Origin of the sequence: Coraliomargarita parva, from assembly GCF_027257905.1 — a bacterium.
GTDB classification, from domain to species: domain Bacteria; phylum Verrucomicrobiota; class Verrucomicrobiia; order Opitutales; family Coraliomargaritaceae; genus Coraliomargarita_A; species Coraliomargarita_A parva.
On record NZ_JAPZEI010000011.1, the window covers coordinates 26,409 to 49,544 of the forward strand.

A 23,136-nucleotide genomic window follows, 5' to 3' on the forward strand; every position below is an offset into this window, starting at 1 on the left:
GAAAGCGCATTTCAATGAAAGCACCTCTAGGTTAAGCTTTTGTTTCAAATGTTACGAGTGCGTGTATCGTTGCTTATTGTCTGGCAAAGAATGGAGAAATGAACGGCCGGTGCCGCCTGCAGTATGTTCATGTCTCAAAAGATGAGACACGTTCTCAATAAAGTAAAGGCCCAATGCAAGTTTGCGCATTCTCGGCTCTGGCTACCCTTACCCTCCCGGACTCAGCTGGCCGTTTGGGCGAGAAACTGAGCGGTTGGTGTCAGAGGCAGGTCGAGGTCGTCCTCTTCGACCGGTTCCGGCTCGGGAAGATCTTCACTCTTCTTAAGCTTCTTGAGCGCTTTCAGCCGGGCCTTTTCCTCGAGGTGTTGGCAGAAGTCCTTGTATCCGATGACTTCGAGCCGGCCTTCGTCATCCTCGACAATCGCGGTGAGGGACTCGACCCAATCGCCGGAATTCAAATAGTGGACATCGCCGATCATCTTGTTGTCCGGCGTATGGATGTGTCCGCAGATGATGCCCTGGCAGTTGCGTTTGCGGGCAAAATTCTGGAGCTGCTCCTCGTAGTTGCCGACAAAGCTGACGGCGGACTTGACTCGGGCCTTGATGGCCTTGCTGAGGGAGAAGTACTCCTTGCCCCGCCATGAGCGGTACTTGTTATAGAAGCGGTTGATACGGAGGAGTGACTGGTAGCCGATATCGCCGAGGATGGCGAGCCACTTGTGGTTCATGGTCACGGCGTCGAAGCCGTCCCCGTGCACGACCAGGTAGTCGCCCCGGGCGCCCTTGAAGATATATTCGTTGACGATACGGAGCTTGCCGAAGAAGAGCGGAAGGAAGCGGCTCAGGACATCGTCGTGGTTGCCCCGCAGGTAGATCACTTCGGTGCCGCGCTTTTCGAGCTTCTTCAGGACCAGGCGGATGAAGCGGGTGTGTTGCTCGGTCCACCCGCCTTTGCGCGCCAAGCTCCACCCGTCGATAATATCGCCGTTGAGGACGAGGGTGTCGCAGTGCGTGTGCTTCAGGAAGTGGTTCACTTCGTCGATCTTGCAATCCAACGTGCCGAGGTGCACATCGGAGAGGAAGATCGTTCGGTAACTGAGAGTTGTCTTTTTCACGCTGGTCTGTGTTACGGGGCCGGTTTATAGGCAGCGTGACAGGGCGCGGTCAAAGTCTATTGTTACAGCGGCCAAGGATGTTACTTGGCTGAAACGCGCGTCACCTTTCCGTAACGAATTTGGGGCTTTTGGAGGCGGATTGGATGTCGTTTTCGTGTCGTAATCCTTCCCGAACTGGTTCCTTCTGGGACGAAGCAGACGCGTAAACGATATGACGGCAGACACGGAACGTACCTATACACTTGAAGATCTTGGCAAGACCCGGTTCAGCGGCACCGCATTGGCGGTACTCGGGCATCCGGTGAAGCATTCAGTCAGTCCGGCCATGCACAACGCCGCGATCGCCAAGTTGCGCGCGCAGGATTCCCGTTTCGCGGACTGGGCCTACTATCGATTTGATGTGCGGCCGGAGGACTTGCCGGAAGCTCTACCGCTCTTTCACCAGCACAACTTTCTCGGTTTGAACCTGACCATTCCCCACAAGGTGGACGCCCTTGGTTTGATCAAAGGGATCTCTCCCGATGCCGAGCGCATGGGCGCGGTCAATACGCTGGTCTGGGACGAATTCGGCTATGACGGATTCAATACGGACGGCTACGGCCTGCGCAACGGACTCGCGGAAGACCTGGGGGCCCGTCTCCAGGGAGCGACGGTGATTCTGCTTGGGTCGGGCGGGGCCGCGCGTGCGGCCGCGGTGCAGTGCCTGAACGACGGTTGCGAGCGCCTCTACATTGGCAACCGCAGTCCGGACCGTTTGCAGGGTTTGATGGACGTGCTTTCCGGGATGCCGGACGGAGGACGGGCCGAGGCATTTGCGCTGGCATCACCACCTGCGGACCTGCCGGAGACTGGGGTCCTGGTGAATGCGACCTCGCTGGGGCTGAAGCCGGAAGATCCGGCTCCGATCGAGATGAACAAGATTCCGGCCGGCTGGGTCGTCTATGACATGATCTACAATCCGGCGCGCACGACCTTGTTGAAGGCGGCTGCGGCCCGGGGTATGGCCGTGGCCAACGGGCTTTCCATGCTGGTCCACCAGGGGGCGCGTTCCCTTGAAATCTGGTCGCATGCGGAGGTGGATGCGCGTGCCATGATGTCGGCCGCCTGTCACGCCTTGGGCTTGCCGCCCCGCTATTGACCGTGACGCAGGAAATCGCCAAGTTTCATGCTTTTCATCTTACACAAGGGCTGACTTTTTGGAGTGGCCTGCCAAAGGCCTAGATTTACCCGCCAATCATGTTGGAGACCTTAGAATTCATTAACGAAGATTTTCCCTGGTTCTTTACCCTGCTCGCTTTTCTCGGCGGGGCGATATGGGGCAGTTTCCTGAATGTCTGTATTTACCGCATCCCTGCGGGCCGCTCGGTGGTATATCCCGGCTCCACCTGTGCCTGTGGCAAGCCGATCCCCTGGTATCACAATATTCCGATTCTCAGTTGGGTGATCCTACTCGGACGGGCTAGCTGTTGCGGTGAAAAATTCAGCGTCCGCTACCCGGTCATCGAATTGATGACCGCTATGCTCTTCGGCATGAGTTGGCTGACGCATCCGCCGCTTCCCGCGCTGATTGGCATGCTGTTCCTGTCGTTCCTGGTCTGTTCGACCTTTATCGATCTGGATCATATGATTATCCCGGACCGTTTTTCGATTGGAGGCATGGTACTCGGCGTCCTGCTCTCTGTTTGCGTGCCTTCGCTGCATGCGGTGGAAGGTCCCCCTGTGCTGGCCAACATCCAGTCCGGCGTCATTTCGCTGACGGGGGCGTTAATTGGGGCGGGGCTCGTGTACTGGATCTCGGTGCTCGGCGAAATTGTCTTCCGCAAGCCGGCCATGGGCGAGGGCGACGTGAAGTTCGTCGGCTTTATCGGGGCCTTTTGCGGCTGGCAGGGCGCGGTCTTCGCGATGTTTGGCGGGGCCTTTATCGGCTCGATTGTCCTGTTGCCGGTCCTTCTGGTCGCGCGCCTGCTCGGTCACGGCCAGGAAGCGGCGGAAGCAGAGGACGGAGAAGGGGAGGAGGCCGACGAGAGCGTGGCCTTCGGGGCTCAGGTACCCTTTGGTCCCATGTTGGCGGTGGCCGGTGGGCTTTATTTTCTTTGGTTGGAACCTTATGTGGACGCGTACTTCGTCGAGTTTGCGGCCACATTCTTGGGGAAATAAGAGCGGATGCCGACGACACCGCAGGATCCCGATACCGAAGACTTCTTGATTGCGGCGATGGCGTACTGCCTGTGCTGGGAGTTGCGGAGCACGCATGCGCACAAGGACTGGACACTGCTTCAGGAGTGGATCCGGGAGGAGTCAGGTCTGAGCGAGCGTACACGCTGGAAGCTTGAACTGTATGAAGAGGGACCGCCCTCCGCCCAGGAAGAACGTTCCATTTTGTCGAGGATCGAGCAATACCTGCTGACGCCGCACGATGTCGTGCGCTACCGGAATGACATCCTTGCCCTGTTGCCCGAGTTTTTGCGCGAGACGGCGGCGTCCCATAGCCTGATGCGGGGCTTTGTCGTGCCCAAGGGCTATAGCCGGATCAAGTCCTGGTTGGCGGGGCAGCGCAATGCCAGCCAGCGTATCGCCGGCATCCGGCAGGCGCCTCTGTCGGAACGTGAAGCCGACTTTGCCCGCTTTCTTGAGCAGCCCTATTTTCTCCAAGCCTTCCGAAGCTACTGGCATGCGTCTCCGAAACTCCGGAATAATCGCCAGACCCGTGTGCTTGTGACCTTTGCGGCGGCCTTGAGCCAGATGGTCAAAGTGGGGGAAGAGCAGGCGGCTCAGGTTAACTGGGCCAAACGTCTGGCTACGATCTGCCATTTCTCGGAGCAGACCCGGGGCGACCTCGATCAACTGGTTGGCAGTATGCTCGACCATACCTATGACGCGCAGGAACTGGCCTACCGCTTCTTTATCGACGCCCGTGAGGTGGACAAGCGCAACATGAGCAGCTTCATCCTCAACTACGAGGGGGAGCTGTCCGATTTTACCGCGGAGTTCAATCGGGGCCTGCTCTTTGGGGGCTAGTCGCGTTCCATCGATTCCTCGATCGCGTTCTGCTGGCGTGCGATATCGTGCAGGGTGACGATGCCGAGCAGCTTGGTCGGGTGCTTCCGGCTGACCACCGGAGCTTGCAGGACATCCTTCAAGACCAGGGTGTTGGCCGCATCGCGGATGGAATCGTCCGGATGGATGGCGATGATCTTTTGCTCCATGACGATTTCGGAAATCGGTCGTTCGTCGCCTGAGGCCTTCATTTCCTCCATCTCGTGGTGGGTGATCATGCCGATCAGGGTTTGGCTGTTCAGGTCCGAGACCACCGGATAGCCGTGGTGCTTGTGATCGCCGTCCAGAATGCTTTCAAGGTTTTCGACTGCGTTATAGACACCGATCGCGACCCGGCTGTCGTGGGTCATGATGGTACTGACCGGGAGGTTGCGCCAGTCCTGCTCGCCGCGGTAGGCCGGCAGTTTCTTGAGACTGATCCCGTCCTGTATGAGCAGCGCGTCATAGATCGGGATGGGGCGCAGCTTGGCTGAGATGACGTAGGCCAGTAGGTTGCCGACCATCAGGGGCAGGATGAGGGAGTAGTTCCGGGTCATCTCGAAGATGATCAGGATTGAAGTCATGGGACAGCGAATGACTGCGGCAAAAAAGGCGCCGGTGCCGAGCAGGGCGGTGCCGGCCTGCACATGGGGGTCCACACCGCCGAAATGAACGAGCGCGACCCCGAAGAGGCCGCCCAGCATACTGCCGATAAAGAGGACGGGGGCGAAAATACCACCGCTGGCACCGGAGGCGTAGCAGATGATGGTGGCGAAGAATTTGCCGACCAGGAGCAAGAGGAGTACCTTCCAGACCAACTCGCCGTTGAGGGCGCCGTTCAAGTCGTCATAACCGATGCTGAAGACGCCGTGGTGGCCATTGCTCAGTACCAGGACCGAGATCCCGAACAGACCGACGCTGAGGCCGCCGAGAGCCGGTTTCAGGTAGGAGGGCATTTGTTGCCATTGCTTGAAGCGGGCCCGGAGCCAGAGGAGCATGCTGGTAAAGGCATGTCCCAGCAGTGCGGCGGCGGGGCCGAGCAGCAGGCAGACCAGCATCCACCAGGACGTATGGAAGAACTCGTTGTCGGCCTGAAGGGCGCCGTGCTCGCCGAGGAAGGTGCGTTCCACGACCGCGGCGACCACCACGGCAATGAGGATCCCCCCGAGGGCCTTACTACTGAAATTGTCCAGCAGCTCTTCAAAGACGAACGTAATGGCCGCGACCGGCGCATTAAAGGCTGCGGAGATGCCGGCGCCCATCCCGACCGGGACCATGGCCTGCACCCGCAATTTGCCCAGACCGAAGATTCGTCCGAGTTTGGAGGAGACCGCGCTGCAGATATGGACGGTCGGGCCTTCACGGCCCAGGGTGTTCCCCATGCCCACCGAAATCGTGCCGATGATGAAGCGCCAGAAGGCTTCGGATATCTTGATCACCCCGAACTTCTGGTAATAGGCCGCCTTGGTCTGCGGAATCCCCGAACCACTGGCGGTCGGGGAAACGTAGCGGATCATCAATCCCACGATCAAACCGGCGACCGCCGGGGAGAAAGCCATCGCCAGATAGGACCAGACCCCCATCCCAAATCCCTCGTAAAGCTCGAAGAGTCCCTCAAACACGAAGTGGATGGCTAGGTGGAAACTGACTCCGATCAAGCCGCAGATTACCCCGGCACAGATGCAGAGCATCAGGAAACGTTGCGCGTCATCAAAACGGCCCCGCATCCAGTTTGGCAGATTCTTCAAACTAAACGGTTCACGCGGCATAAGTTTTCCAGCTAGGCAAAAGAGAAACACAAATGCACGGAAGAAATTCAAAAAAATGACTTGGCAAGCTTCTCTCCGGCTCTACAGTCCTCGCTTTTCCTCCAACCGGTGGGATATGCAAGCGGCCAAAGCACGCAGACTGTAAATCTGTTCTCGTACGAGTTCGCTGGTTCGAATCCGGCTCCCACCACCATTTTGGCATTAAGCCCCTTCGAGACTGAAGGGGCTTTCTTATGCCTAGACGTGCCAGCAGCAACGACTTGCGAATTTTCGAAGGGGCCTTCTCTTGTGTCAGCTTGTGCCTCCGAATGACCCGAAAAGTCTGGAGAATCAGTCCATATACCGGTCCATTTTCTGTCCTTAAAAACGGGCTCTAGCTTAGACAACTCGCCGCTAAAGTCTAAGCCGTTCTTTACGGTGTAGCGGTCCGCCATGGCCCTTGTCTTGTGGCCTAGGAGCATTTGGACGAACGCGGTAGGGGCTCCGATCTGGGAGAAAAGTGTGGCGGTTGTGTGCCTGAAGGCGTGGAAGTCGATTTGGCCGATTTCAGTCCAATATGGGATGTCGAGGGCCTTCAGGTCCTTTTGTAGGCGGGTCGTATTGGGAATCTTGTAGGGGAGGACCTTGTTCTCAGGCTTCCAGTCTACGGGGCGCATGGCCTCAAAGATTTCTTTTGTTTCCAAATCGATGTGACGAACAAGGCGTTCCCCGTTCTTATTGTTCTCGGCCCTTATCTCGATGTAAGGCGAATCCGTGTCTATGTGCACGTCAGCCCAGAGCAGGTTTTGCAGGGAAGATTTGCGGAGGGAGGTTTTGAATAGAAGCAAGACAGCGCTCCGGTAATCGACTTTGCCACCAGGGCGAGTTGCCAGAAACTGGCTGACTTCTTCGAAGGTCCAGACTCGGCGCTTCTTGGTTTCTTTGCCCTTGGTCTTAATCGGCTTGAGATACTTAAGCGGGTCTTCCTTGAGAATGCGGCTAGTTGTGAGCCATGAGGAGAAGGCTTGAAGGTCGCTTTGGTACTCCTTCTTTGTCTTGGCTGAAAGTGGCTTCTCGGTTCGAAGGGTGAGGGGATTGGAGGCGAGCCAAGCTTCAAAGGTGCGTTGGCTGATCGAGTCGACGGAGGTCCATCTGCATTCCTTGATAAGCCGTTCTATATGCACGCGAACTCCGTTGATGTGCTTTTCCCCTCGTTCCTTGGATTCTAGCAGTTCGAGGTATTCAATAAGAAGGGCAGTGATTTCCTTCTTGGGAGCGCCCCAGAGGTGCGAGGGGATGTCCTCACCTTCCCGCTCACGTTCTAGGACGTTGACGTATTCGCGGAGACGCTTTTCTGCAATTTGCTTATCCGAGGTCTTAAGCGCGACACTGCGCTCCTTGAACTCCCAAGGTAGGCAGAAGAAGCCAGTGTAATTACGATCGTATACTAGCTTCCCTTTTATTCGACGTGTGCGCTTCCGGACGGTCATTTTGCTAGGCTTCTTTGTTGTTTGAGTCTTTCGAGGTAATTTTCAACGTCACTCAAGCACCAGCGTGCTGCTCTTCCTATTGGGATCGGACGTGGGAATTCTCCATCAGCAATCAATCGGTAGATGCTTCGGCGAGAAATACTCAGACGTTCAATGAGTTCCTCGATACGTAGCAGGCGATCGGATGGGCTATTCATGGAATTGGTTGTCCTCCTCTTCACTAAAGCGATCCTCATCTTCCTTTTCCCTGTCTAGCTTTCGCCGGAGTGCTTCGACGGGATCATGCTCAAACTGTGAGTCATCCTCTTCCTCGGCCCATGGGTCAAAGCCGTGTTCTTCAATGAACTTCTGGCGTTCTGCCTCTCTGGCCGCCTGATCGAGTGCTACTTGGCGTCCGATGTAATAGACCTCGTTGTAGGTGCACTCGATGTTTCGTTCACAAAGCCAACTGGCAATATTGCGCCAAGATAGACCCTTATCCCGCAATGTCATGATCACATCTGCATAGGACCTTAGGTCAGGCGTGGTGAAAGTTTCTTCTGCCTCTTTGAGAAGTTCTTGGGGGCTAGGCGGTCTTTTTTTGTTTTTCATTCGTTGAAATGAATAAGCTGATTAAGCATTGTCAACGAATTAAACATGTGTCTTGTAAGCTTCTCGTATGCTTTTGAATGCTAAGAGTGCCAGCGCTTAACCGATGGGTTTCTGCTCGTTGCCTAACGTTAAGGTGTATCTTCGGAGTGAGCAGCGCGAACGGAGTTGATACCACCGCTTGGTTCGAACCCAGTTTTAATCAATCCGAATGCGATGGTTGGTTCGAGTTCCCCAAAGCGTCCGAAGCTTATCAGTGCCGTTAGGTTCTTTATTTCCTTATGCCTGAATGAGACAGTGAGAATGTCCATACGGTCATCAAATCGAGTAACCCTGAAGGATTCATTTTCATTCAGTATGTTATGTGGATCATGAACAGGGATAGACTTCAAGTATTCTTCCCCTCCTTCTTTTATCCTTTTTTCAACCTCCTCTGTGATGGCTGTTGGAATCTTAGGATGGGTGCTTGTGTAGAAGTAGAAGAAGTAAGTCAGCCCAACAAGTGTGATTACCCAATAGGCAAGATGGGCTTTTCTGAATGGGTTACGATTCATTTCTTTCTTCGAACGTTTGGAGTGAGCACGGCTTCAGCCGTTGATCACCTCCTATTGTTCGATCATTCATTTGTGTAAGTCTTGGAGATCGAGATTGGGAGGGCCCTGTATCTAATGGTAATTATTGCTTCTTTAGTGGGTGTGGAGATCGAATCAGAACCTTGATGCTCTCGGACATGGATAAGTATCGCCTCTCCATTCTCTTTAATTTCATCGATTGAGCATGCTCCCCGGCCTCCAAGGTAGATCCGGTCTAATCGCTTCGCAGCACCATCCCCTTCTAGCTCAAAAATCTCAAGATACTTAGCGACGTCATTCCTGCCTAACTTTGGCAGACAGTAGAAGACCGATATTTTTTCTTTTTCATCCCGTTCGATTGTGGACTGCCATGTTATGTCAGCATGTCGCGGAATAAGAGCTTTGATTGATATCGGCAGCTCAGCACTGCGAACCACTGAAACGATGAGTATGGTTAATGCTGATATTGCTTTCTTCATTCTTTCATCGAACAGTATTATAGGTCACACTTAAAAATCTTACGAACAGGCGAAATCACGACCGCGAAGCGGCGTTGTTTTCAGCCTTGTTCGTATTAACGAAGACGATCCTAGTAACGTGGCAGAGCAATTGCAAACCTAAAGGGGGTTAGAGGGAGAGCGGTCTGAGCCTCTGGGACAATTATTAACTGTGTAAACAAGGAAAGGGCCTCACGGCGGGGCACACGCGCCGCGTGTGCCTCCGTCGTGGGGCCTCTTTTGCTTTGCTACTACTAGACTATGGCTTCCCAAGAGGTCGCGGTCTGCTGCCCTCGAATTTCCTCCATGCGTCCAACCTTAGCCATATAGGGCTTGTAGAGCTCCAGCTTGGGGAATCTGGTCACTTGGTCGCCTTCGATGGAGATTTGCGGGTTGTCCTTCGGGTCGATGAACTGTTGCAGCACGATTGTGCCGGGCTCGAGAGCCAGTTCATGCTTCACTAGGGCTAGAATGCCCCCGTCTTTCTTGGTGATCTTGAGGGCGGTGTTTGAGATCGCTACACCACGAACGAAGAGGCCGTTTTGTTCTAGTCGGTTGGTAGCGGGTTTTGATGCAGGTTTAGTATCCATGGATATAGTTCCTTTGGTTTATTGATTTTGATTTTATGGTCGCCCATGTATCGACCATCTAGGGCGACTGAGAGAATCAGACGGTCGAAAATGCTTTTGAATGGAGCGTATAGAATGACCTGCCGGACTTCCTTGTAGGCTTTCTCGGTGTTTTCGGTCACGATGAGGGCGAGACGCTCCCACTTGTTGAGGCGTTCACGGAGCGTGCTTGTGTGGCGTTTCAGGCCTTCGGTTTCCTTCTTTTTAGTTTCCCGCTTGTTGGGGTCTGGTTTGAGGAAGCCGCGTGAGGGCTGGAAGATGCGCAGGCGTTTGCGGTCTTGCACCCACTCGGGGATTTGTCCGCCCTTGCAGACGTATTTGAGCAGGTAGTGAAAATCGTCGTTTTTGATCCGCTTGACGTTGGTTCGTCCGTAGCTCCAGAGGTGGGCGAGCAACTCAGCCGGCACGAATCGACGGGTCAGCCAGATGCAGTGAAAGTGGGGCCAGCCTTCTTCGTCGCTGTGGAATTCGACCTTCGTGCAGTATTCCGAGTTGATCTTGTAGAGCTTGCCTTTCCATTCGACGCCTTGGCGCAGCTCGTAGAAGATTTTGCGGATTCGGTCGCGGGTAATATCGAAGGCCTCGGAGGGGCCGTAGCCTTGGGCGCGCATGGCTTCACGGTCGATGGTGAAGGTGGCAAAGAGGCAGCCAGCTACGTTGGGTAAGCGATCCCAGAAGCGCTTAAGGACCTTGTAAATGCCAACGGGGTGAAACCATGAGGTGGGAACGAAAGGTTTTAGGTAGGTGGTTTTCACTCTTTGGGCCTTTCTACCTTGTCGGCCGTGGGGCCCCCTTCCACTGGCTTTGCCCGCGAGATAGATTGCAAGCAATCACGGGCCGCTGTCGCTAAAGCCTGCCCTTCGGGCACCGTTCCAGCCCCACTAGGCAACTGGTTCGCGAGATCCTGTCTGATGATCTCGGAAATGTGTCTTATATCTTTGTATGAAGTTCCATTCATACAGGTGGGGAGAGTGTCAACCTTGCTCGGAAGTCTTGAAATGGAAGCAATCACTTGTCCTCCTTTCGTTCCGCTGATTCGACGATCAACAGAATCGCCGCCTTCAAGGTCTCCGATAGGTCTTTCCACGCAGTATTTACGCGGGCTAGGGCTGGATCAGTCCCTATATCAGTCCAAGGCTCTTTTGGGCTGGAGTCTTGTTGCTTATTATCAAGGCTTTGCGCGTTTTGGGGAGATGGTTCGAATCCGGCTCCCACCACCACTTTGGCATTAAGCCCCTTCGAGACCGAAGGGGCTTTCTTATGCCCGTTGAGCCGGATGAGGACCAGCTGCTGGTTCGACGGAGCGCAGCGGAGATGGGGCATCCCCTAGGGATGGGTCCGCAGGACCGAGCGTAGCGAGCCAATCCGGCTCCCACCACCACTTTGGCATTAAGCCCCTTCGAGACCGAAGGGGCTTTCTTATGCCTGGGTCGAGTGTATGCAGGGCGGGACGCCCTGCCTCCGTTGGTTTAGTGGCCGGCGACTACGGTGAAGGTTTGCTTGAGCAGGTCGACATCGCGGCTGCTGGAGCCGACCTGCAGTTCGAAATCACCGGGTTCGACCACGCGTTGGCAGTCGAGGTTGACCATGCTGCAGCTGGCAACCGGCAGGCTGAGCTCGACGCACTGTTGTTCGCCCGGTTCCAGGTCCACTTGCTTGTATGCCTTGAGCTCCTTGTTCACCCAGGTGGCAGAGGTCACCAGGTCGGACACATAGGCCTGCACGGTTTCCCGTCCGGCACGGCTGCCGGTGTTTGTCACGCAGACGCTGAATTGCAACGTGTCACTCTCTGTCAGGGGGCCTGTATTATCGATTTTCAGTTCCGAATAGGCAAAACTGGTGTAGCTGAGACCATAGCCGAATGCGAAATGCGGTTCTTGCGTCAGGTCGGCGTAGCGGTTGCCGTGCTGGCCTCTCACCTGGCTGTAGAAGATTGGCTGTTGGCCGACATGGAAGGGGATCGAGATGGTCAGGCGGCCGGAGGGGTTGAACGCTCCGAAGATCGCTTCTGCGATTGCCTGGCCTCCCATCATCCCGGGATTGAAGACTTCGATGATGGCGGCAGCCTCCTGCACGGACTTGGGCAGGACGAGAGGCTTGCTGTTGATCAGCACGACCACCATCGGGGTTTCCGTCTTGGAGAGCGCCTGAAGCAGTTCGAGCTGGCCGCCCTGAAGTTCCAGGGTAGCGGTCGAGCGTTGCTCGCCGATCAGGTTGATGTTGTCGCCTACGACAACAACCGCGACATCCGCGCCTTCGGCCTCCTTGACCGCGGCTTCAATCATAGCCGGGTCCGGATCGGCCATCACATTGCCGCTGCGCCGGACCTGTCCGTCATCGTAAGCATCCTCCTCCGTTACCGCTCTTGCGGTGATATCGGCCCCTATCCGGTAGCTGACTTCACAGCCTTCTGGGGCGAAGCGACGGATCCCGTCCAGCACGGTCACGGTACAGGCCCGTGGGTGCCCGTCCGCAATCCACTCGACTTGTCCGCTAGCCCCGGCCCAGTCGCCGAGTTGGGTTTGGGCGTCGTCGGCGTTGGGGCCGATCACGGCGATCTTTTTGAGCGCCTTCGAATCGAGCGGAAGCAGGCCGTCGTTTTGCAGGAGGATGAGGGATTCGCGGGCCATGGCTTCGTTGACCTTGCGGTGGGCCTCGCAGCCGATGACTAGCGCTTGCTTTTCGAGATCCGGACGGCCCGGATCCTCAAAGAGTCCCATACGGAATTTGACGGATAGCACCCGTTTGACCACCTCGTCGATTTCGGCTTCCGAAACCAGACTTTCACGGCAGGCGTCCTGTGCGCCTTCAAAGAAGCTCTGGGTCGACATCATCAGGTCGTTGCCGCTCTTGATCGCGAGTGCCGCGGCTTCCTTGATGTCGGGGACGATTTTCTGCTCCCAGTGCATGCGTCCAACATTATCCCAGTCGGTTACGAGCACGCCGTCGAAGCCCCATTGTTCTTTCAGTACCTCATGCAGCAACCAGCGATTTGCGGTGGAGGGTTGGCCCTCGATGGACTGGTAGCCGGTCATGAAGGAGAGGCAGCCTGATTTGGCCGCCCGTTCGAACGGTGGCAGAAAGTAGGAGAGCAACTTGCGCCGGCTGAGGTCGGCTTCCGATGCGTCGCGGCCACCCTGTGTTTCGGAATAGCCTGCGTAGTGCTTGGCGCAGGCCAGGATTGCCTCCGGGTCGGTCAGGCCCTTGCCCTGGTAGCCGCGTATCATGGCGCAGGCAAATTCGCCGATTAGGTAGGGGTCCTCTCCGAAGGTTTCGCCGACACGGCCCCAGCGCAGGTCGCGGGTGAGGCAGAGGACCGGGGAGAAGGTCCACTTGAGCCCAGTCAGGCAGACCTCTTTGGCGGTGACCCGTGCGCTTGCCTCGATCAATTCAGAATTCCAACTGCTCGCCATGGCGAGTTGGGTCGGGAAAATCGTTGCACCCGGATGAAAGGAGTGTCCGTGGATGCAATCGTCCCCGAAGAGCAGCGGTATCCCCAAGCGGGTCTTGGCGGCCATTTCGATCGCTTCCAGTGCGCGTTCGTTCTGGCAGTGGAGGAGGGAGCCCACGTGCTGACGGTGGATGATGTGGTCCAGATCAAGGCGTCCGCCGTCCAGCTGCATCAACTGGCCCACTTTTTCTTCCAGCGTCATGCGTGCGAGCAGATCGTCGATCCGCGCTTGGAGGTCTGCGCTTGGGTTTTTGTAAATTTCAGGCATGGCTCGATTCATGATGCAACGTTTGATCAGAGGGTTCACGCTTAGGTGAAAGCATCAAGCTCGAAGTTGCGGACTTGGATGTTTATTCCGTCAAAGCGGGCCTTCTGATTTGGATTTTATGGACGGGTCGTCGAATAGTATCGAAGCGGGCTTGACAGCAGTGTATGATAGCTGAACGCAGGCACGTCTCATTCCGAGTGTGCCCCGATCTCTAACCCAAGCTTGAATGAAACTACTCGTTATCCCGGATCTGCATGAGAACCTTGGTTTCCTGAAATACATCCTCGCAGTCGAGGATACGGCGGAGTTCGACAAGGTGATCTGTCTGGGGGACTACTTCGACCCGCATGGCGAGGTGAATCCCGACGCGGACAATCTGAAGCAAATGGCGGGTACGCTGGTCGGGATGAAGGAGATTCTCGGAGACAAGCTGCACCTGATCTGCGGCAACCACGATCTCCCTTACTATGCCTTGCGGCCGGCTTGTCTGCGCAAGCGGGGGCGGCCGAACCAGATCATCGGGAGTTGGCTGCCGCAGACGACCTTGGAACGTGCTGAAATCATCAATGCAATCTGGGATGCCGAGTTTTGGCGTGGGCTTGAAGTCGCGGTCTTGCTTGACGGCTGGCTGTTCTCGCACGCAGGAGTGCATCCGGACTGGTGGCCTTCGGAGCTGCCGGACCGGGGGGCGCGGTATCGCTGGTTGCGGCAGCAGTGGAAAAAGGCGATGCGAAATATCTACAAGGAATCCGAGAATCCGATTTTTGCGGCGGGGCGGGCCCGGGGCGGACTGCTTCCCTATGGCGGGCCCATTTGGCTGGATTGGAACCAGGAGTTTGAGGATGCCTTGGAGCTGCCTCAAATTGTCGGGCATACCCGCTGTCCGAGTCCGCATGAGAAGGGCAAGTCGTTCTGCATCGACTTCGCGCAGGCGGCCTATGCTGTGGTGGAGCATGGGGAGGTGCAGTTGCGCATTTGGCCGGAGTCCTGGTTGGGAGCGTCCCTGTTGGACTCGGTATAAGATCGGTTCGAATCCAATTGATTTCAAAAGGCCGTCAGGGTATTCGGATTCGTCAAGAAGATGAAAGAAAGCTCAAAAGTCGCAGTTGTCACCGGGGGCGCACAGGGGATCGGAAAGGCGATTTGTGAAGCCTTTGCCGCACAGGGAGTCTCGGTCTGCACCATCGACCGGCAGGACAATGACTATTTTGTGGGTGATATCGCCGATGCCGAGGTGCTTCGGTCCTTTGCGGGCAAAGTGATCGCGGACTATGGTTCGATCGATTACCTGGTCCACAATGCCTGTCTCTCGAAGGGCGGCTTGGAGACCTGTACCTACGAGGACTTCAATTATGTGCTACGGGTGGGGGTGAGTGCGCCCTTCCACCTGACGCAGCTGTTCATGGAGCACCTGAATCCGGGCGCCAGCATTGTGAATATTGCATCCACCCGCTCGCGGATGAGCCAGTCCGACACGGAAAGCTACACCGCGGCCAAGGGGGGCATCAGTGCGCTGACGCATGCGATGGCGGTGACGCTCGCGGGCAAGGCGCGGGTCAATGCGATCTCACCGGGATGGATCGATACCAGCGGTTCTACATTCGACGGTGCCGATGCCGGCCAGCACCCGGCCGGGCGCGTGGGCAATCCCGCCGATATCGTCAACGCCGTCCTTTTTCTCTGTGATCCGAAGAGCAGTTTCATTACGGGCGAAAATCTCACGGTCGACGGAGGGATGACCAAGCTGATGGTCTATCACGACGACAAAGGCTGGAGCTATCGGACGTAGCTTCAACCGGGCAATGGCGCCGCACTGTACGATCCGCTTGCAGAAAGCGCAGACATGGCTTTCTCTGGGGTGTGGATTTCAAGATCAGCAGTGAATACGGGCCGCAGGGGGACCAGCCGGAGGCGATCCGGCAGTTGGTTGAATCGGTGCGAGGGGGGAACAAGTACCAGACACTGTTGGGGGTGACGGGGTCGGGAAAGACCTTCACCATGGCCAATGTCATTCAGGAACTGCAGCGCCCGGCCCTGATTATCTCGCACAACAAGACCCTGGCGGCGCAGTTGTATTCCGAATTCAAGGCCTTCTTTCCCGGCAATGCGGTGGAGTACTTTGTGAGCTACTACGATTACTACCAGCCGGAAGCCTACATCCCGCAGACCGACACCTACATTGAGAAGGACTCCTCGATCAACGACGAGATCGAGCGCCTGCGGATCGCCGCGTCCTCTTCGTTGATCAGTCGCAATGATGTGATCGTGGTGGCCAGCGTGTCCTGTATCTACGGTCTGGGTTCGCCGGAGGATTTCAAGGAGATGATGATTCCCCTTACGACGGGAATGGAGCTTTCGCGTGACGATTTCCTGGCCCGGATGGTCGAGGTCTTATACAACCGCAACGATGTGGACTTCAAGCGCGGCACTTTCCGGGTACGTGGGGACGTGGTGGATGTCTATCCCGCCTATATGGAGAGCGCCATCCGTATCGAGTTCTGGGGCGACGAGTTGGAAAGTATTTTCGAGCTGGATCCTGTGACGGGCGAAACCGGTGGAAAGTTGGAGATGTTTCATTTGTATCCGGCCACTCAATACGTGACGCCGAAGGATAAAATCGAGCGGGCGGTGAAAGGGATACGCGAGGAACTGGACGAGCGGATCGCCTGGTTCGAATCGCAGAACATGCTGCTGGAAGCGCAGCGGATCCGGATGCGTACCGAGTATGATATCGAGCTGCTGCAGGAAATGGGATTTTGCACCGGGATCGAGAATTATTCGCGCTATCTCTCCGGCCGCAAGCCGGGCGAGCGTCCATTCTGCCTGATCGATTTCTTCCCCAAGGATTTCCTGCTTTTCGTCGACGAGAGCCACGTGACCATACCGCAGGTGCGGGCGATGTACAATGGCGACCGTGCCCGGAAGGAGCGTCTGGTGCAGTACGGGTTCCGTTTGCCCTCGGCCCTCGACAATCGTCCGCAGACTTTCGAGGAATTCCAGTCGATCACCGGCCAGACGATTTATGTGTCGGCCACACCGGCGCAGCACGAATACGATGTCTCCGGAATGGTTGCCGAGCAGGTGATTCGTCCGACGGGCTTGGTGGATCCGCCGATGGAGATCCGCCCGATCAAGGGACAGGTGGAAGACTTTATCGGGGAGGTGCGTGCGGCGGCCGAGCAGGGCGAGCGCGCCTTGGCGACGACCCTGACCAAGCGCATGTCGGAGGACCTGACCGACTTCCTGCGCGAGGCCGGCCTGCAGGTTGAGTACCTGCATTCGGATATCGACGCCATCGAACGGGTGGAGATCCTGCGGCGCTTGCGCAAGGGCGAGTTCGACGTGCTGGTCGGGGTGAACTTGTTGCGAGAAGGGCTCGACCTGCCGGAGGTGGCCCTGGTTGCCATCCTCGATGCGGACAAGGAGGGCTTTCTGCGTAGCGCGACCAGCCTGATCCAGACCGCAGGGCGGGCGGCGCGTCACGAAAAGGGACGAGTCATTCTTTATGCGGATGTCATCACCGACTCGATCAAGGCGACTCTGGAAACGACCGGCTATCGCCGCGAGAAGCAACTGGCTTACAATCAGGCGCACGGGATCACGCCACGCGGCGTAAAGCGAAGTATTGATGAGAGCCTGCACGCTCCGGGCAAGCGTTACGAGCAGACGGAGGACCCGCTGCAGAGCCTGGCCGAATCCGACGATCGCGATGTGGCTTCGGTCATTGCCGAGATGGAGGAGGAGATGCTGGAGGCGGCCCGCAAGCTGGAATTTGAAAAGGCGGCGTTGATCCGGGACCAGATCGAGGTGCTGCAAAGCGGAAAGCATGGTGGTGGTTCCGGTGGCGCAGCGAAGGCAAAACCGAAAAAAGCGAGAAAGTCGAAAGCTGTCTACAACGCCAAGGGCTTGCCCAAAAAGCGGCGCTGAGCTAACGCGGAATGCGATAGTGGTGGGAGCTGGCTTGCATTCTTCGTATCTGTTTGCACCTTGGAATCAGCCCGTCGTTCACCATGCGCCTCTCACAGTTCATCGATCCCGGCCCCTGGCTTTGGCCCCGTGGCGCAAGCCGGGATTTGCTCTACCTCCTGTGGCTCGGCGATTTGGCTTTTATTATCCTGCACCTCTGTTTTTACCGGGAATTGGGTATGCGGCCTGTCTTCTCCTTGGAAGAGGACCGTAGCTATGCGGAATTCTACCAGTATACAAAGGAGCTGTGGCTAGCCTGCCTGCTGCTTACCGTTGCGATACAACGGAAGCAATGGCTCTATTATGTATTCGCCCTGTTGTTTGTTTATTTCTTCTGCGATGATGCGCTGCGCATCCACGAAACACTGGGCCTGTGGCTGGTGGAAACCTTCGGAATTGAAAAGGCGCACGGGTTTCGCGCGGCAGATTACGGGGAATTGATCGTGGTCGGCGTGATCGGGCTCGGCTTTCTCTTCAACATCGGCTTGGGCTGCCTGACGGCCGACCACCGCAACCGTCAAGTTGCCATCCAGCTGTTGGGCTTGCTGTTCTGTCTCTTCTTTTTCGGTGTGGTTGCAGACATGCTGCATGTCCTGCTTTCCCGGATACGCGGGTTTATGGCGATTTTCGAGGATGGGGGAGAGATGGCGGTCATGAGCTTCATCCTGGCTTATGTGTTCCAGCTGAAGCGACTCGGACCGGAGCCCGACTGACGGGTCCCTGTTGAGCTGGCGTTCTGATTGCCAGTTCTCAAGGGTCGAATCTACTATTGCCATAATCACGTTATTTACATAGGTCCGGTCTATGTTTTTCGAAACTTGGGCACGCAGTTGGGAGTTTGCGAAGCTGAGCTACAGCACACTCTGGGACCATAAGCACCTGATCGTTTTTCCGGTCATTTCATCGATCGCGAGCCTCATGGTCGTGGCCAGCTTTCTGCTTCCGCTCTGGCAGACGGGGCAGTTGGAAGCTTGGATGGCAGCGGCCGACGGTGACGGCGCGGCCGGGCAGTCGCAAGAGGTCGGCATGTATGTGACGATGTTCCTGTTCTATTTCTGCAATTACTTCGTCATCGTGTTCTTCAACACCGCTCTGGTGGCCTCGGTGATGCGCATCCTTGAGGGGGAAGAGGGGACAATCGCCTTTGGTTTATCGTTCGCGATCAAGCGGATCCATGCGATCTTCGGTTGGGCGCTTGTTTCTGCCGTGGTCGGCATGCTGCTGAAAGCGCTGGAGCGCAATGACAAGATCGGCCGGATTGTGGCCTCCTTGCTGGGCTCGGCCTGGACCGCGCTGACATACTTCGTTGTACCCGTGATTGTGACTGACGGTGTCGGCCCGATTGAGGCATTCAAGCGTTCGATGCGCACACTGAAGGACACCTGGGGCACCGCCTTGACTGGTAATTTCTCTCTGGGAACCTTTTCTTTCCTGATCACCTTGCCGGTGATTGCGCTGGGTGTCTTCCTGTTCATGACGGCGACCCCGGTTGTGGCATTGGCTGTGACCGTACCTCTCTTCTTCCTGACCCTGGCGATCAGCAGCACGGCGGACTTTATCTTCAAGGCCTATCTCTACACATACGCGACGGGGCGGGCCTTGCCTGAGTCGGTGGATTCCTATGCCATGCGTGATGCCTTTAGACGGCGCTAGGCAGTTCCAGTATGCAATCAATCTTCTTCTTTCTGCTGCTGCTTAGCTTCGGCGTTGTTCTGGTCTTCGGGGCCGGCCTTTGGCTACATTTCAGCATGCAGAAGGACAACCGGCGCAACCGCGAGACGGCTTTGAAAGCGCAATCGGACGAACCGGGCTACGATAACCGCTGAATGGCCGTCGCGAAGAGGGAGTCCGGCAAAATACCTTTCCGGGTTGTATTTGAGGAAAAGCTACACAGAGATGTGGCGATGTCGTCGGAAGCATCGAAGCGTTACAAAGCACTGCCTTGGACCAAGGCCCTCGGGCACACGGTGGTCATTAGCACCTTCTTTGTGGCGTATTTCTATGTCATGGCACACCCTGTCTTTCCGGTCCGGCAAATGCCGGTCCTGGCGCCGGATCGTTGGATTCCGCTGCTTCCATGGACGGTGTGGATCTATTTTTCGCTCTGGTTCTATATCTGCCTGCCGTCTGTTCTCATCGCTTCGCGCCGCACGCTCTGGCATCTTTTTCTAGGTGCCTTGCTCATGGCCGTGCTGGGATTTACGGTCTTTATCCTGTACCCGACCCAAGTTCCCGAGTGGGGGGTGGACTGGGATGCTTATCCTTCGTTCTTTTCCTTCCTTAAAAGTCCCGATTTGTCGGGGAATGCCTGTCCGTCCATGCATGTAAGCTATTCGGTCTTTGGGGGCCTTTGGTTGTGGGCGCTGCAGCGTCACTTGAACGTGCGACGCCGGTGGCAGTGGGCGGGAGGCTTATGGGGACTGGCGATTGTGCTCTCGACGATCAGCACACGGCAGCATGTGTTTATCGACCTGGTTTTCGGGGTATTGCTCGGCATCACGGTGTTTTACTTAAATCTGGGATGGATGCGGCGGTTGAAGGTGCCATGGTAAGATGATCATGAAGTGGTGGCTCCTCCTGCAATGCTTGCTGTTAAAGGCGGCCGGCTTGATTCTGCTGTGGCGCACGGATCTGGATGCACTAGGGGTCTGCCTCTTTTTCGCCGGCGGCTTTTGGGTGGTGGCGCACATGCTCATTCCCGGCTGGCAGGGGATGTGTGACGTTGTTCGCAGCTTCCGGCCGACAGGCAAGGAGGTCTGGCTTACCATCGACGACGGCCCGGATCCGGTGGATACGCCGCAACTGTTGGAACTGCTGGACCGTTATGAGGCCAAAGCGACCTTCTTTATGATCGGTCGACGGGCGGCCCGGAATCCCGAATTGGTGAAGGAGGTGCTGCGGCGGGGGCACTCGATCGGCTGCCACACCCACACGCACCCGACATGCGATTTCTGGTACGCCGGCCGTAAGCGTGTCGCACATGAACTGGACCGGGCGCTGAGCGTGCTCAACCAGCCCGGACGCGTGGTACGGCTCTATCGGTCGCCGGTCGGAATCAAGAATTTCTTCCTGGCTGGCGGTTTGAAGCGCCGGGGTTTGGTTTGTGTCGCTTGGACCGTGCGCAGCGGGGACGGGGTTGGCAAAAATCCGGATGCCATCGTGGCGCATAGCCTGAAGAATGTGCGTCCGGGGGCGATCCTGCTGATGCACGAGGGCCCGGATGTCGCGCCCGAGGTTCGGGTGCGTGCGATTGAGCGGGTGCTGGAGGGCTTGCGGACCCAGGGGTATCGCTGTATTCTTCCCTCGGTCGAGCGTCTTAGCCGGAGACGGACAGAGCGTGTTGCCTGAGTGCGGTTGGTTCTATTTTAGGACCGCAGGTACGATCCGGTAGTTTTTGTTGAGGCGACAGATCAGGCGAAAGAGGGCGTAGCGCCAGCGGACTCCGAAGCCGGGCCGGGTGTTGCCTGCCACGATGGTATTGACCGCGGCAAAGAGCTGGAACTTGTTGGTCGGATTCATGAAGACCGCGAAGCCGCTGTCGTTATAGTAGGTGTCGATCAACTCACGCATGATCTGTGTGCTTTTGCCCAGTTCGTTGTTGTAATGCGTCTGTTCCCTGGGCGTGAGTGCGCGTCCGGTGGCCTCCGCCTTCAGAAGCATGTCGGCGGCCAGCAGTGAGGACTCCATACCGAGGTAGATTCCGGCGGAGAAAATCGGGTCGCTGAAGGTGGCGGCATCCCCGGTCAGAAAGTAGCGGTCACCGACGAAGCTGTCATACATGTAGGAATAGTCGACGGTGGTGCGGTATTCGGTCAGGGTACGGGCATTTTCGAGGCGCTGCTGCACGACCGGACTCTGGCTAACGCAATGGCGAAACCAATCTTCGGGACTCATGCCCGAGCGTTTGAAGTCTTCCGTGAGCGTGACCATGCCGATCGATGTGGTGCTTTCATTGATCGGGATGTGCCAGGACCAGCCGCCTTTGCGCCGTGTGACGATGATATTGCCGTCGTCCGGCGCGGGGCGTCGGTGGACGCCTTCGAAATGATTGTAGACGGCGATGCGGGAGGGGTAAGGATTGGGGGATTGTGGCAGCTTCCATTGCCGGCCCAGGAAGCAACGGCGTCCGGAGGCATCGATCAGCCATTTGGCAGTCCAGCTACGTCCATCGGCCGCTTCCAGTCGATAGCCCCCCTGGTCGAGGGCGACCGCTTTGCGGATGTCGGCGGTCTGATCGACCGATGCTCCGGAGTCCGCCGCATGCTCCAGTAGGAGCTGATCGAAGCGGGGCCGCTCGACCTGATAACTGTAGGGCAAGTCCGGCTGCAGGCCGTTCCGGAAGACATTGTGCACGCGGTAGCGCCCGTCCCCCGTTTCGAACTCGGCGCCCAGTTTCTGGATGAAGCCGCCGGCCTCGACCTTGTCCCAAGATCCGGCCTTTCGGAAGAGGCGGTTGCCGTTCGGTAGCATTGATTCCCCGATCCGGTAGGCGGGAAACGGCCCTTTTTCCGCGATTAGGACGCGCTTACCCTGTTGTGCCAGATAGGCGCCGGCCGTGCTGCCCGAAGGGCCGCCACCGATAATGAAAACGTCATAATCGTACGTGGATGCAGATTGCATGGTTTGGTCAGTGGTCGAGGAAGTCCAAGGATTGTGTTTGCCAATTCCGGTTGAAGCAAATCCTCTCTTGCTTTTTATCCGCCTGCTGTGTGCGGTTCGGTTTCAAACAGAAGTCCTGGTACCTTGAGAGAACGAATCTCCATTTTCCTGCGCTTGCTGGCCCTCGGCTTGATCCTTGGGGCCGGCTTGTACTGGCTCTACCGTCTGGATTTCGACGTCAATCAGCTGTTGGAGTCGCTTCAATCGCTGCCGGGCTGGGGCTTCCTTCTTGCCATGTGTTTCCTTCCGGTGGCGGGCTTTCCGATTGCGGCATTCTACCTGTATGCGGGCGTGGCCTACGGTTTCTGGGAAGGCTGGTTCTACTGCTGTGTGGCCTTATTGGTGAATACCAGCCTCAGTTACTACCTCGCACGCCATTTGTTGCGTGTACCACTTTCCGCCCTGCTTGCCCGTCGAGGGTATTCGATCCCCGAATTGTCCGAGGTGAATGCCTTCCGCTTTGTCCTCTTGCTCCGGGTGGTGCCGGGCGCCCCGTTTTTTGTGCAGAATTACCTGCCGGCCCTGATGGGGGTGGATTTCGTCCTGTACCTGACGGTGTCTCTGGTTACCCACGCGATCATCTCGGCAGGTGTCGTCGCTTGCGGGGGGCTCATACCCGACCATTTCAGCCTGTGGCACCTGTGGGTGATCGGTGGCATCGTCCTGGTCCTGGCGCTCCTGCGCTGGATCCAGTACCAGCGGCGCAAAACCGCCTAGTCGCTTGGTGGTGAGTGCGAAATGGATTTAGAATTTGTCTTTCCGGCAATCCTGTGGCGTTTTGTCGAAGTTTTATGGGCAAAAAAGAATTCTTAATAGGCAGTTTAAAATTCCTACTAGTCGAATCCTTGGATTTGGACGACTTGGAATTGGAGGATATTGACGAAGAAGAAGCCCTGTTCGGGGAGGGGCTCGGGCTCGATTCGATCGACGCCTTGGAGTTGGTCCTGCAGGTGGAGAAGCGTTTTGGTGTGAAGATCAAGAGCAGCGAAGAGACCCGACAGGCCTTGAAATCGATTCGGGTGCTGGCGGAATACATTCTGGAACATGCGCCGGAGCAGGTCGAAGCGGCTTATCGCAAGGCTCATCCGGACGCAGTCGAGGACCCGGCTTCCTGATT

General features: G+C 56.7%; 23 protein-coding genes, 1 tRNA gene and 1 pseudogene. 14 read left to right on the forward strand and 11 right to left on the reverse strand.

Annotated elements, in window-relative coordinates; all coding sequences use genetic code 11:
* Positions 1-221 precede the first annotated feature (221 nt).
* Positions 222-1,115 carry a UDP-2,3-diacylglucosamine diphosphatase gene (locus tag O2597_RS15350; protein ID WP_269526262.1) on the reverse strand — a complete coding sequence of 298 codons (894 nt, stop codon included), beginning with the start codon at positions 1,113-1,115 and terminating at the stop codon, positions 222-224.
* 211 nt (positions 1,116-1,326) lie between these two features.
* Here O2597_RS15350 and O2597_RS15355 point away from each other — a divergent pair, with 211 nt between their 5' ends.
* The 3 genes from O2597_RS15355 to O2597_RS15365 all read left to right on the forward strand — a co-directional run bounded on the left by O2597_RS15355 (position 1,327) and on the right by O2597_RS15365 (position 4,133).
* Positions 1,327-2,253, forward strand: coding sequence for a shikimate dehydrogenase family protein (locus O2597_RS15355; protein WP_269526264.1), 927 nt, complete (start codon positions 1,327-1,329; stop codon positions 2,251-2,253).
* A 98-nt stretch (positions 2,254-2,351) separates the two neighbouring features.
* The gene (locus O2597_RS15360) at positions 2,352-3,272 is read left to right on the forward strand and encodes a prepilin peptidase (RefSeq protein ID WP_269526265.1); all 921 of its coding nucleotides are present in this window, start codon (positions 2,352-2,354) and stop codon (positions 3,270-3,272) included.
* Between the two features lie 6 nt (positions 3,273-3,278).
* On the forward strand, positions 3,279-4,133 hold the full coding sequence (locus O2597_RS15365; protein WP_269526267.1) for a hypothetical protein: 855 nt from the start codon (positions 3,279-3,281) through the stop codon (positions 4,131-4,133).
* Here the strand turns inward: O2597_RS15365 and O2597_RS15370 are convergent.
* On the reverse strand, positions 4,130-5,920 hold the full coding sequence (locus O2597_RS15370) for a chloride channel protein (RefSeq protein WP_269526269.1): 1,791 nt from the start codon (positions 5,918-5,920) through the stop codon (positions 4,130-4,132). The two genes, O2597_RS15365 and O2597_RS15370, sit on opposite strands and share 4 nt — an antisense overlap.
* Before the next feature lie 107 nt (positions 5,921-6,027).
* On the opposite strand from O2597_RS15370, the gene O2597_RS15375 reads away from it, so the two are divergent.
* Positions 6,028-6,113: transfer RNA gene (locus O2597_RS15375), tRNA-Tyr, on the forward strand.
* A gap of 229 nt (positions 6,114-6,342) precedes the next feature.
* Here O2597_RS15375 and O2597_RS18750 read toward each other — a convergent pair.
* The 8 genes and pseudogenes from O2597_RS18750 to O2597_RS15405 all read right to left on the reverse strand — a co-directional run.
* Positions 6,343-7,389, reverse strand: a pseudogene (locus tag O2597_RS18750) (tyrosine-type recombinase/integrase); the annotation flags it as partial.
* The gene (locus tag O2597_RS18675; RefSeq protein ID WP_345783024.1) at positions 7,386-7,625 is read right to left on the reverse strand and encodes a helix-turn-helix transcriptional regulator; all 240 of its coding nucleotides are present in this window, start codon (positions 7,623-7,625) and stop codon (positions 7,386-7,388) included. The gene O2597_RS18675 and the pseudogene O2597_RS18750, both read right to left, overlap by 4 nt.
* Positions 7,579-7,980: a hypothetical protein gene (locus tag O2597_RS15380; protein WP_269526271.1), complete on the reverse strand. Its 402-nt coding sequence runs from the start codon at positions 7,978-7,980 to the stop codon at positions 7,579-7,581. Before O2597_RS15380 ends, O2597_RS18675 begins: the two co-directional genes overlap by 47 nt.
* Before the next feature lie 128 nt (positions 7,981-8,108).
* Positions 8,109-8,531: a hypothetical protein gene (locus O2597_RS15385; RefSeq protein ID WP_269526273.1), complete on the reverse strand. Its 423-nt coding sequence runs from the start codon at positions 8,529-8,531 to the stop codon at positions 8,109-8,111.
* A 62-nt stretch (positions 8,532-8,593) separates the two neighbouring features.
* Positions 8,594-9,028, reverse strand: coding sequence for a hypothetical protein (locus O2597_RS15390; RefSeq protein ID WP_269526275.1), 435 nt, complete (start codon positions 9,026-9,028; stop codon positions 8,594-8,596).
* 272 nt (positions 9,029-9,300) lie between these two features.
* Positions 9,301-9,636, reverse strand: coding sequence for a hypothetical protein (locus O2597_RS15395; RefSeq protein WP_269526277.1), 336 nt, complete (start codon positions 9,634-9,636; stop codon positions 9,301-9,303).
* Positions 9,594-10,430 (reverse strand): rolling circle replication-associated protein, encoded by an 837-nt coding sequence (locus O2597_RS15400; RefSeq protein WP_269526279.1) that lies wholly within the window; start codon positions 10,428-10,430, stop codon positions 9,594-9,596. Before O2597_RS15400 ends, O2597_RS15395 begins: the two co-directional genes overlap by 43 nt.
* Positions 10,431-11,144: 714 nt before the next feature.
* Positions 11,145-13,406, reverse strand: a complete 2,262-nt coding sequence (locus O2597_RS15405; protein ID WP_345783025.1) for a glycoside hydrolase family 3 N-terminal domain-containing protein — start codon at positions 13,404-13,406, stop codon at positions 11,145-11,147.
* A 214-nt stretch (positions 13,407-13,620) separates the two neighbouring features.
* Here O2597_RS15405 and O2597_RS15410 point away from each other — a divergent pair, with 214 nt between their 5' ends.
* From O2597_RS15410 to O2597_RS15445, 8 genes are all read left to right on the forward strand, one after another.
* Positions 13,621-14,415 (forward strand): metallophosphoesterase, encoded by a 795-nt coding sequence (locus O2597_RS15410; RefSeq protein WP_269526283.1) that lies wholly within the window; start codon positions 13,621-13,623, stop codon positions 14,413-14,415.
* Between the two features lie 60 nt (positions 14,416-14,475).
* Positions 14,476-15,183 carry an SDR family oxidoreductase gene (locus O2597_RS15415; protein WP_269526284.1) on the forward strand — a complete coding sequence of 236 codons (708 nt, stop codon included), beginning with the start codon at positions 14,476-14,478 and terminating at the stop codon, positions 15,181-15,183.
* A 71-nt stretch (positions 15,184-15,254) separates the two neighbouring features.
* A complete protein-coding gene (gene uvrB / locus O2597_RS15420) occupies positions 15,255-17,321 on the forward strand; it encodes an excinuclease ABC subunit UvrB (protein ID WP_269526286.1) in 2,067 nt (688 codons plus the stop codon).
* A gap of 83 nt (positions 17,322-17,404) precedes the next feature.
* Entirely contained in the window at positions 17,405-18,073 is a 669-nt protein-coding gene (locus tag O2597_RS15425; RefSeq protein WP_269526287.1) for a hypothetical protein, read from the forward strand.
* 91 nt (positions 18,074-18,164) lie between these two features.
* Positions 18,165-19,013, forward strand: coding sequence for a DUF6159 family protein (locus O2597_RS15430; protein ID WP_269526289.1), 849 nt, complete (start codon positions 18,165-18,167; stop codon positions 19,011-19,013).
* A gap of 11 nt (positions 19,014-19,024) precedes the next feature.
* The gene (locus O2597_RS15435) at positions 19,025-19,186 is read left to right on the forward strand and encodes a hypothetical protein (RefSeq protein ID WP_269526291.1); all 162 of its coding nucleotides are present in this window, start codon (positions 19,025-19,027) and stop codon (positions 19,184-19,186) included.
* Positions 19,187-19,912: a phosphatase PAP2 family protein gene (locus tag O2597_RS15440; RefSeq protein ID WP_269526293.1), complete on the forward strand. Its 726-nt coding sequence runs from the start codon at positions 19,187-19,189 to the stop codon at positions 19,910-19,912.
* Between the two features lie 7 nt (positions 19,913-19,919).
* Positions 19,920-20,708 carry a polysaccharide deacetylase family protein gene (locus O2597_RS15445; RefSeq protein ID WP_269526295.1) on the forward strand — a complete coding sequence of 263 codons (789 nt, stop codon included), beginning with the start codon at positions 19,920-19,922 and terminating at the stop codon, positions 20,706-20,708.
* Positions 20,709-20,720: 12 nt separating this feature from the next.
* On the opposite strand, the gene O2597_RS15450 is transcribed toward O2597_RS15445, so the two are convergent.
* On the reverse strand, positions 20,721-21,980 hold the full coding sequence (locus tag O2597_RS15450) for an NAD(P)/FAD-dependent oxidoreductase (protein ID WP_269526297.1): 1,260 nt from the start codon (positions 21,978-21,980) through the stop codon (positions 20,721-20,723).
* 123 nt (positions 21,981-22,103) lie between these two features.
* On the opposite strand from O2597_RS15450, the gene O2597_RS15455 reads away from it, so the two are divergent.
* Positions 22,104-22,736, forward strand: coding sequence for a TVP38/TMEM64 family protein (locus O2597_RS15455; protein ID WP_269526299.1), 633 nt, complete (start codon positions 22,104-22,106; stop codon positions 22,734-22,736).
* 74 nt (positions 22,737-22,810) lie between these two features.
* On the forward strand, positions 22,811-23,134 hold the full coding sequence (locus tag O2597_RS15460) for a phosphopantetheine-binding protein (protein WP_269526301.1): 324 nt from the start codon (positions 22,811-22,813) through the stop codon (positions 23,132-23,134).
* The last annotated feature ends 2 nt before the right edge of the window (positions 23,135-23,136 follow it).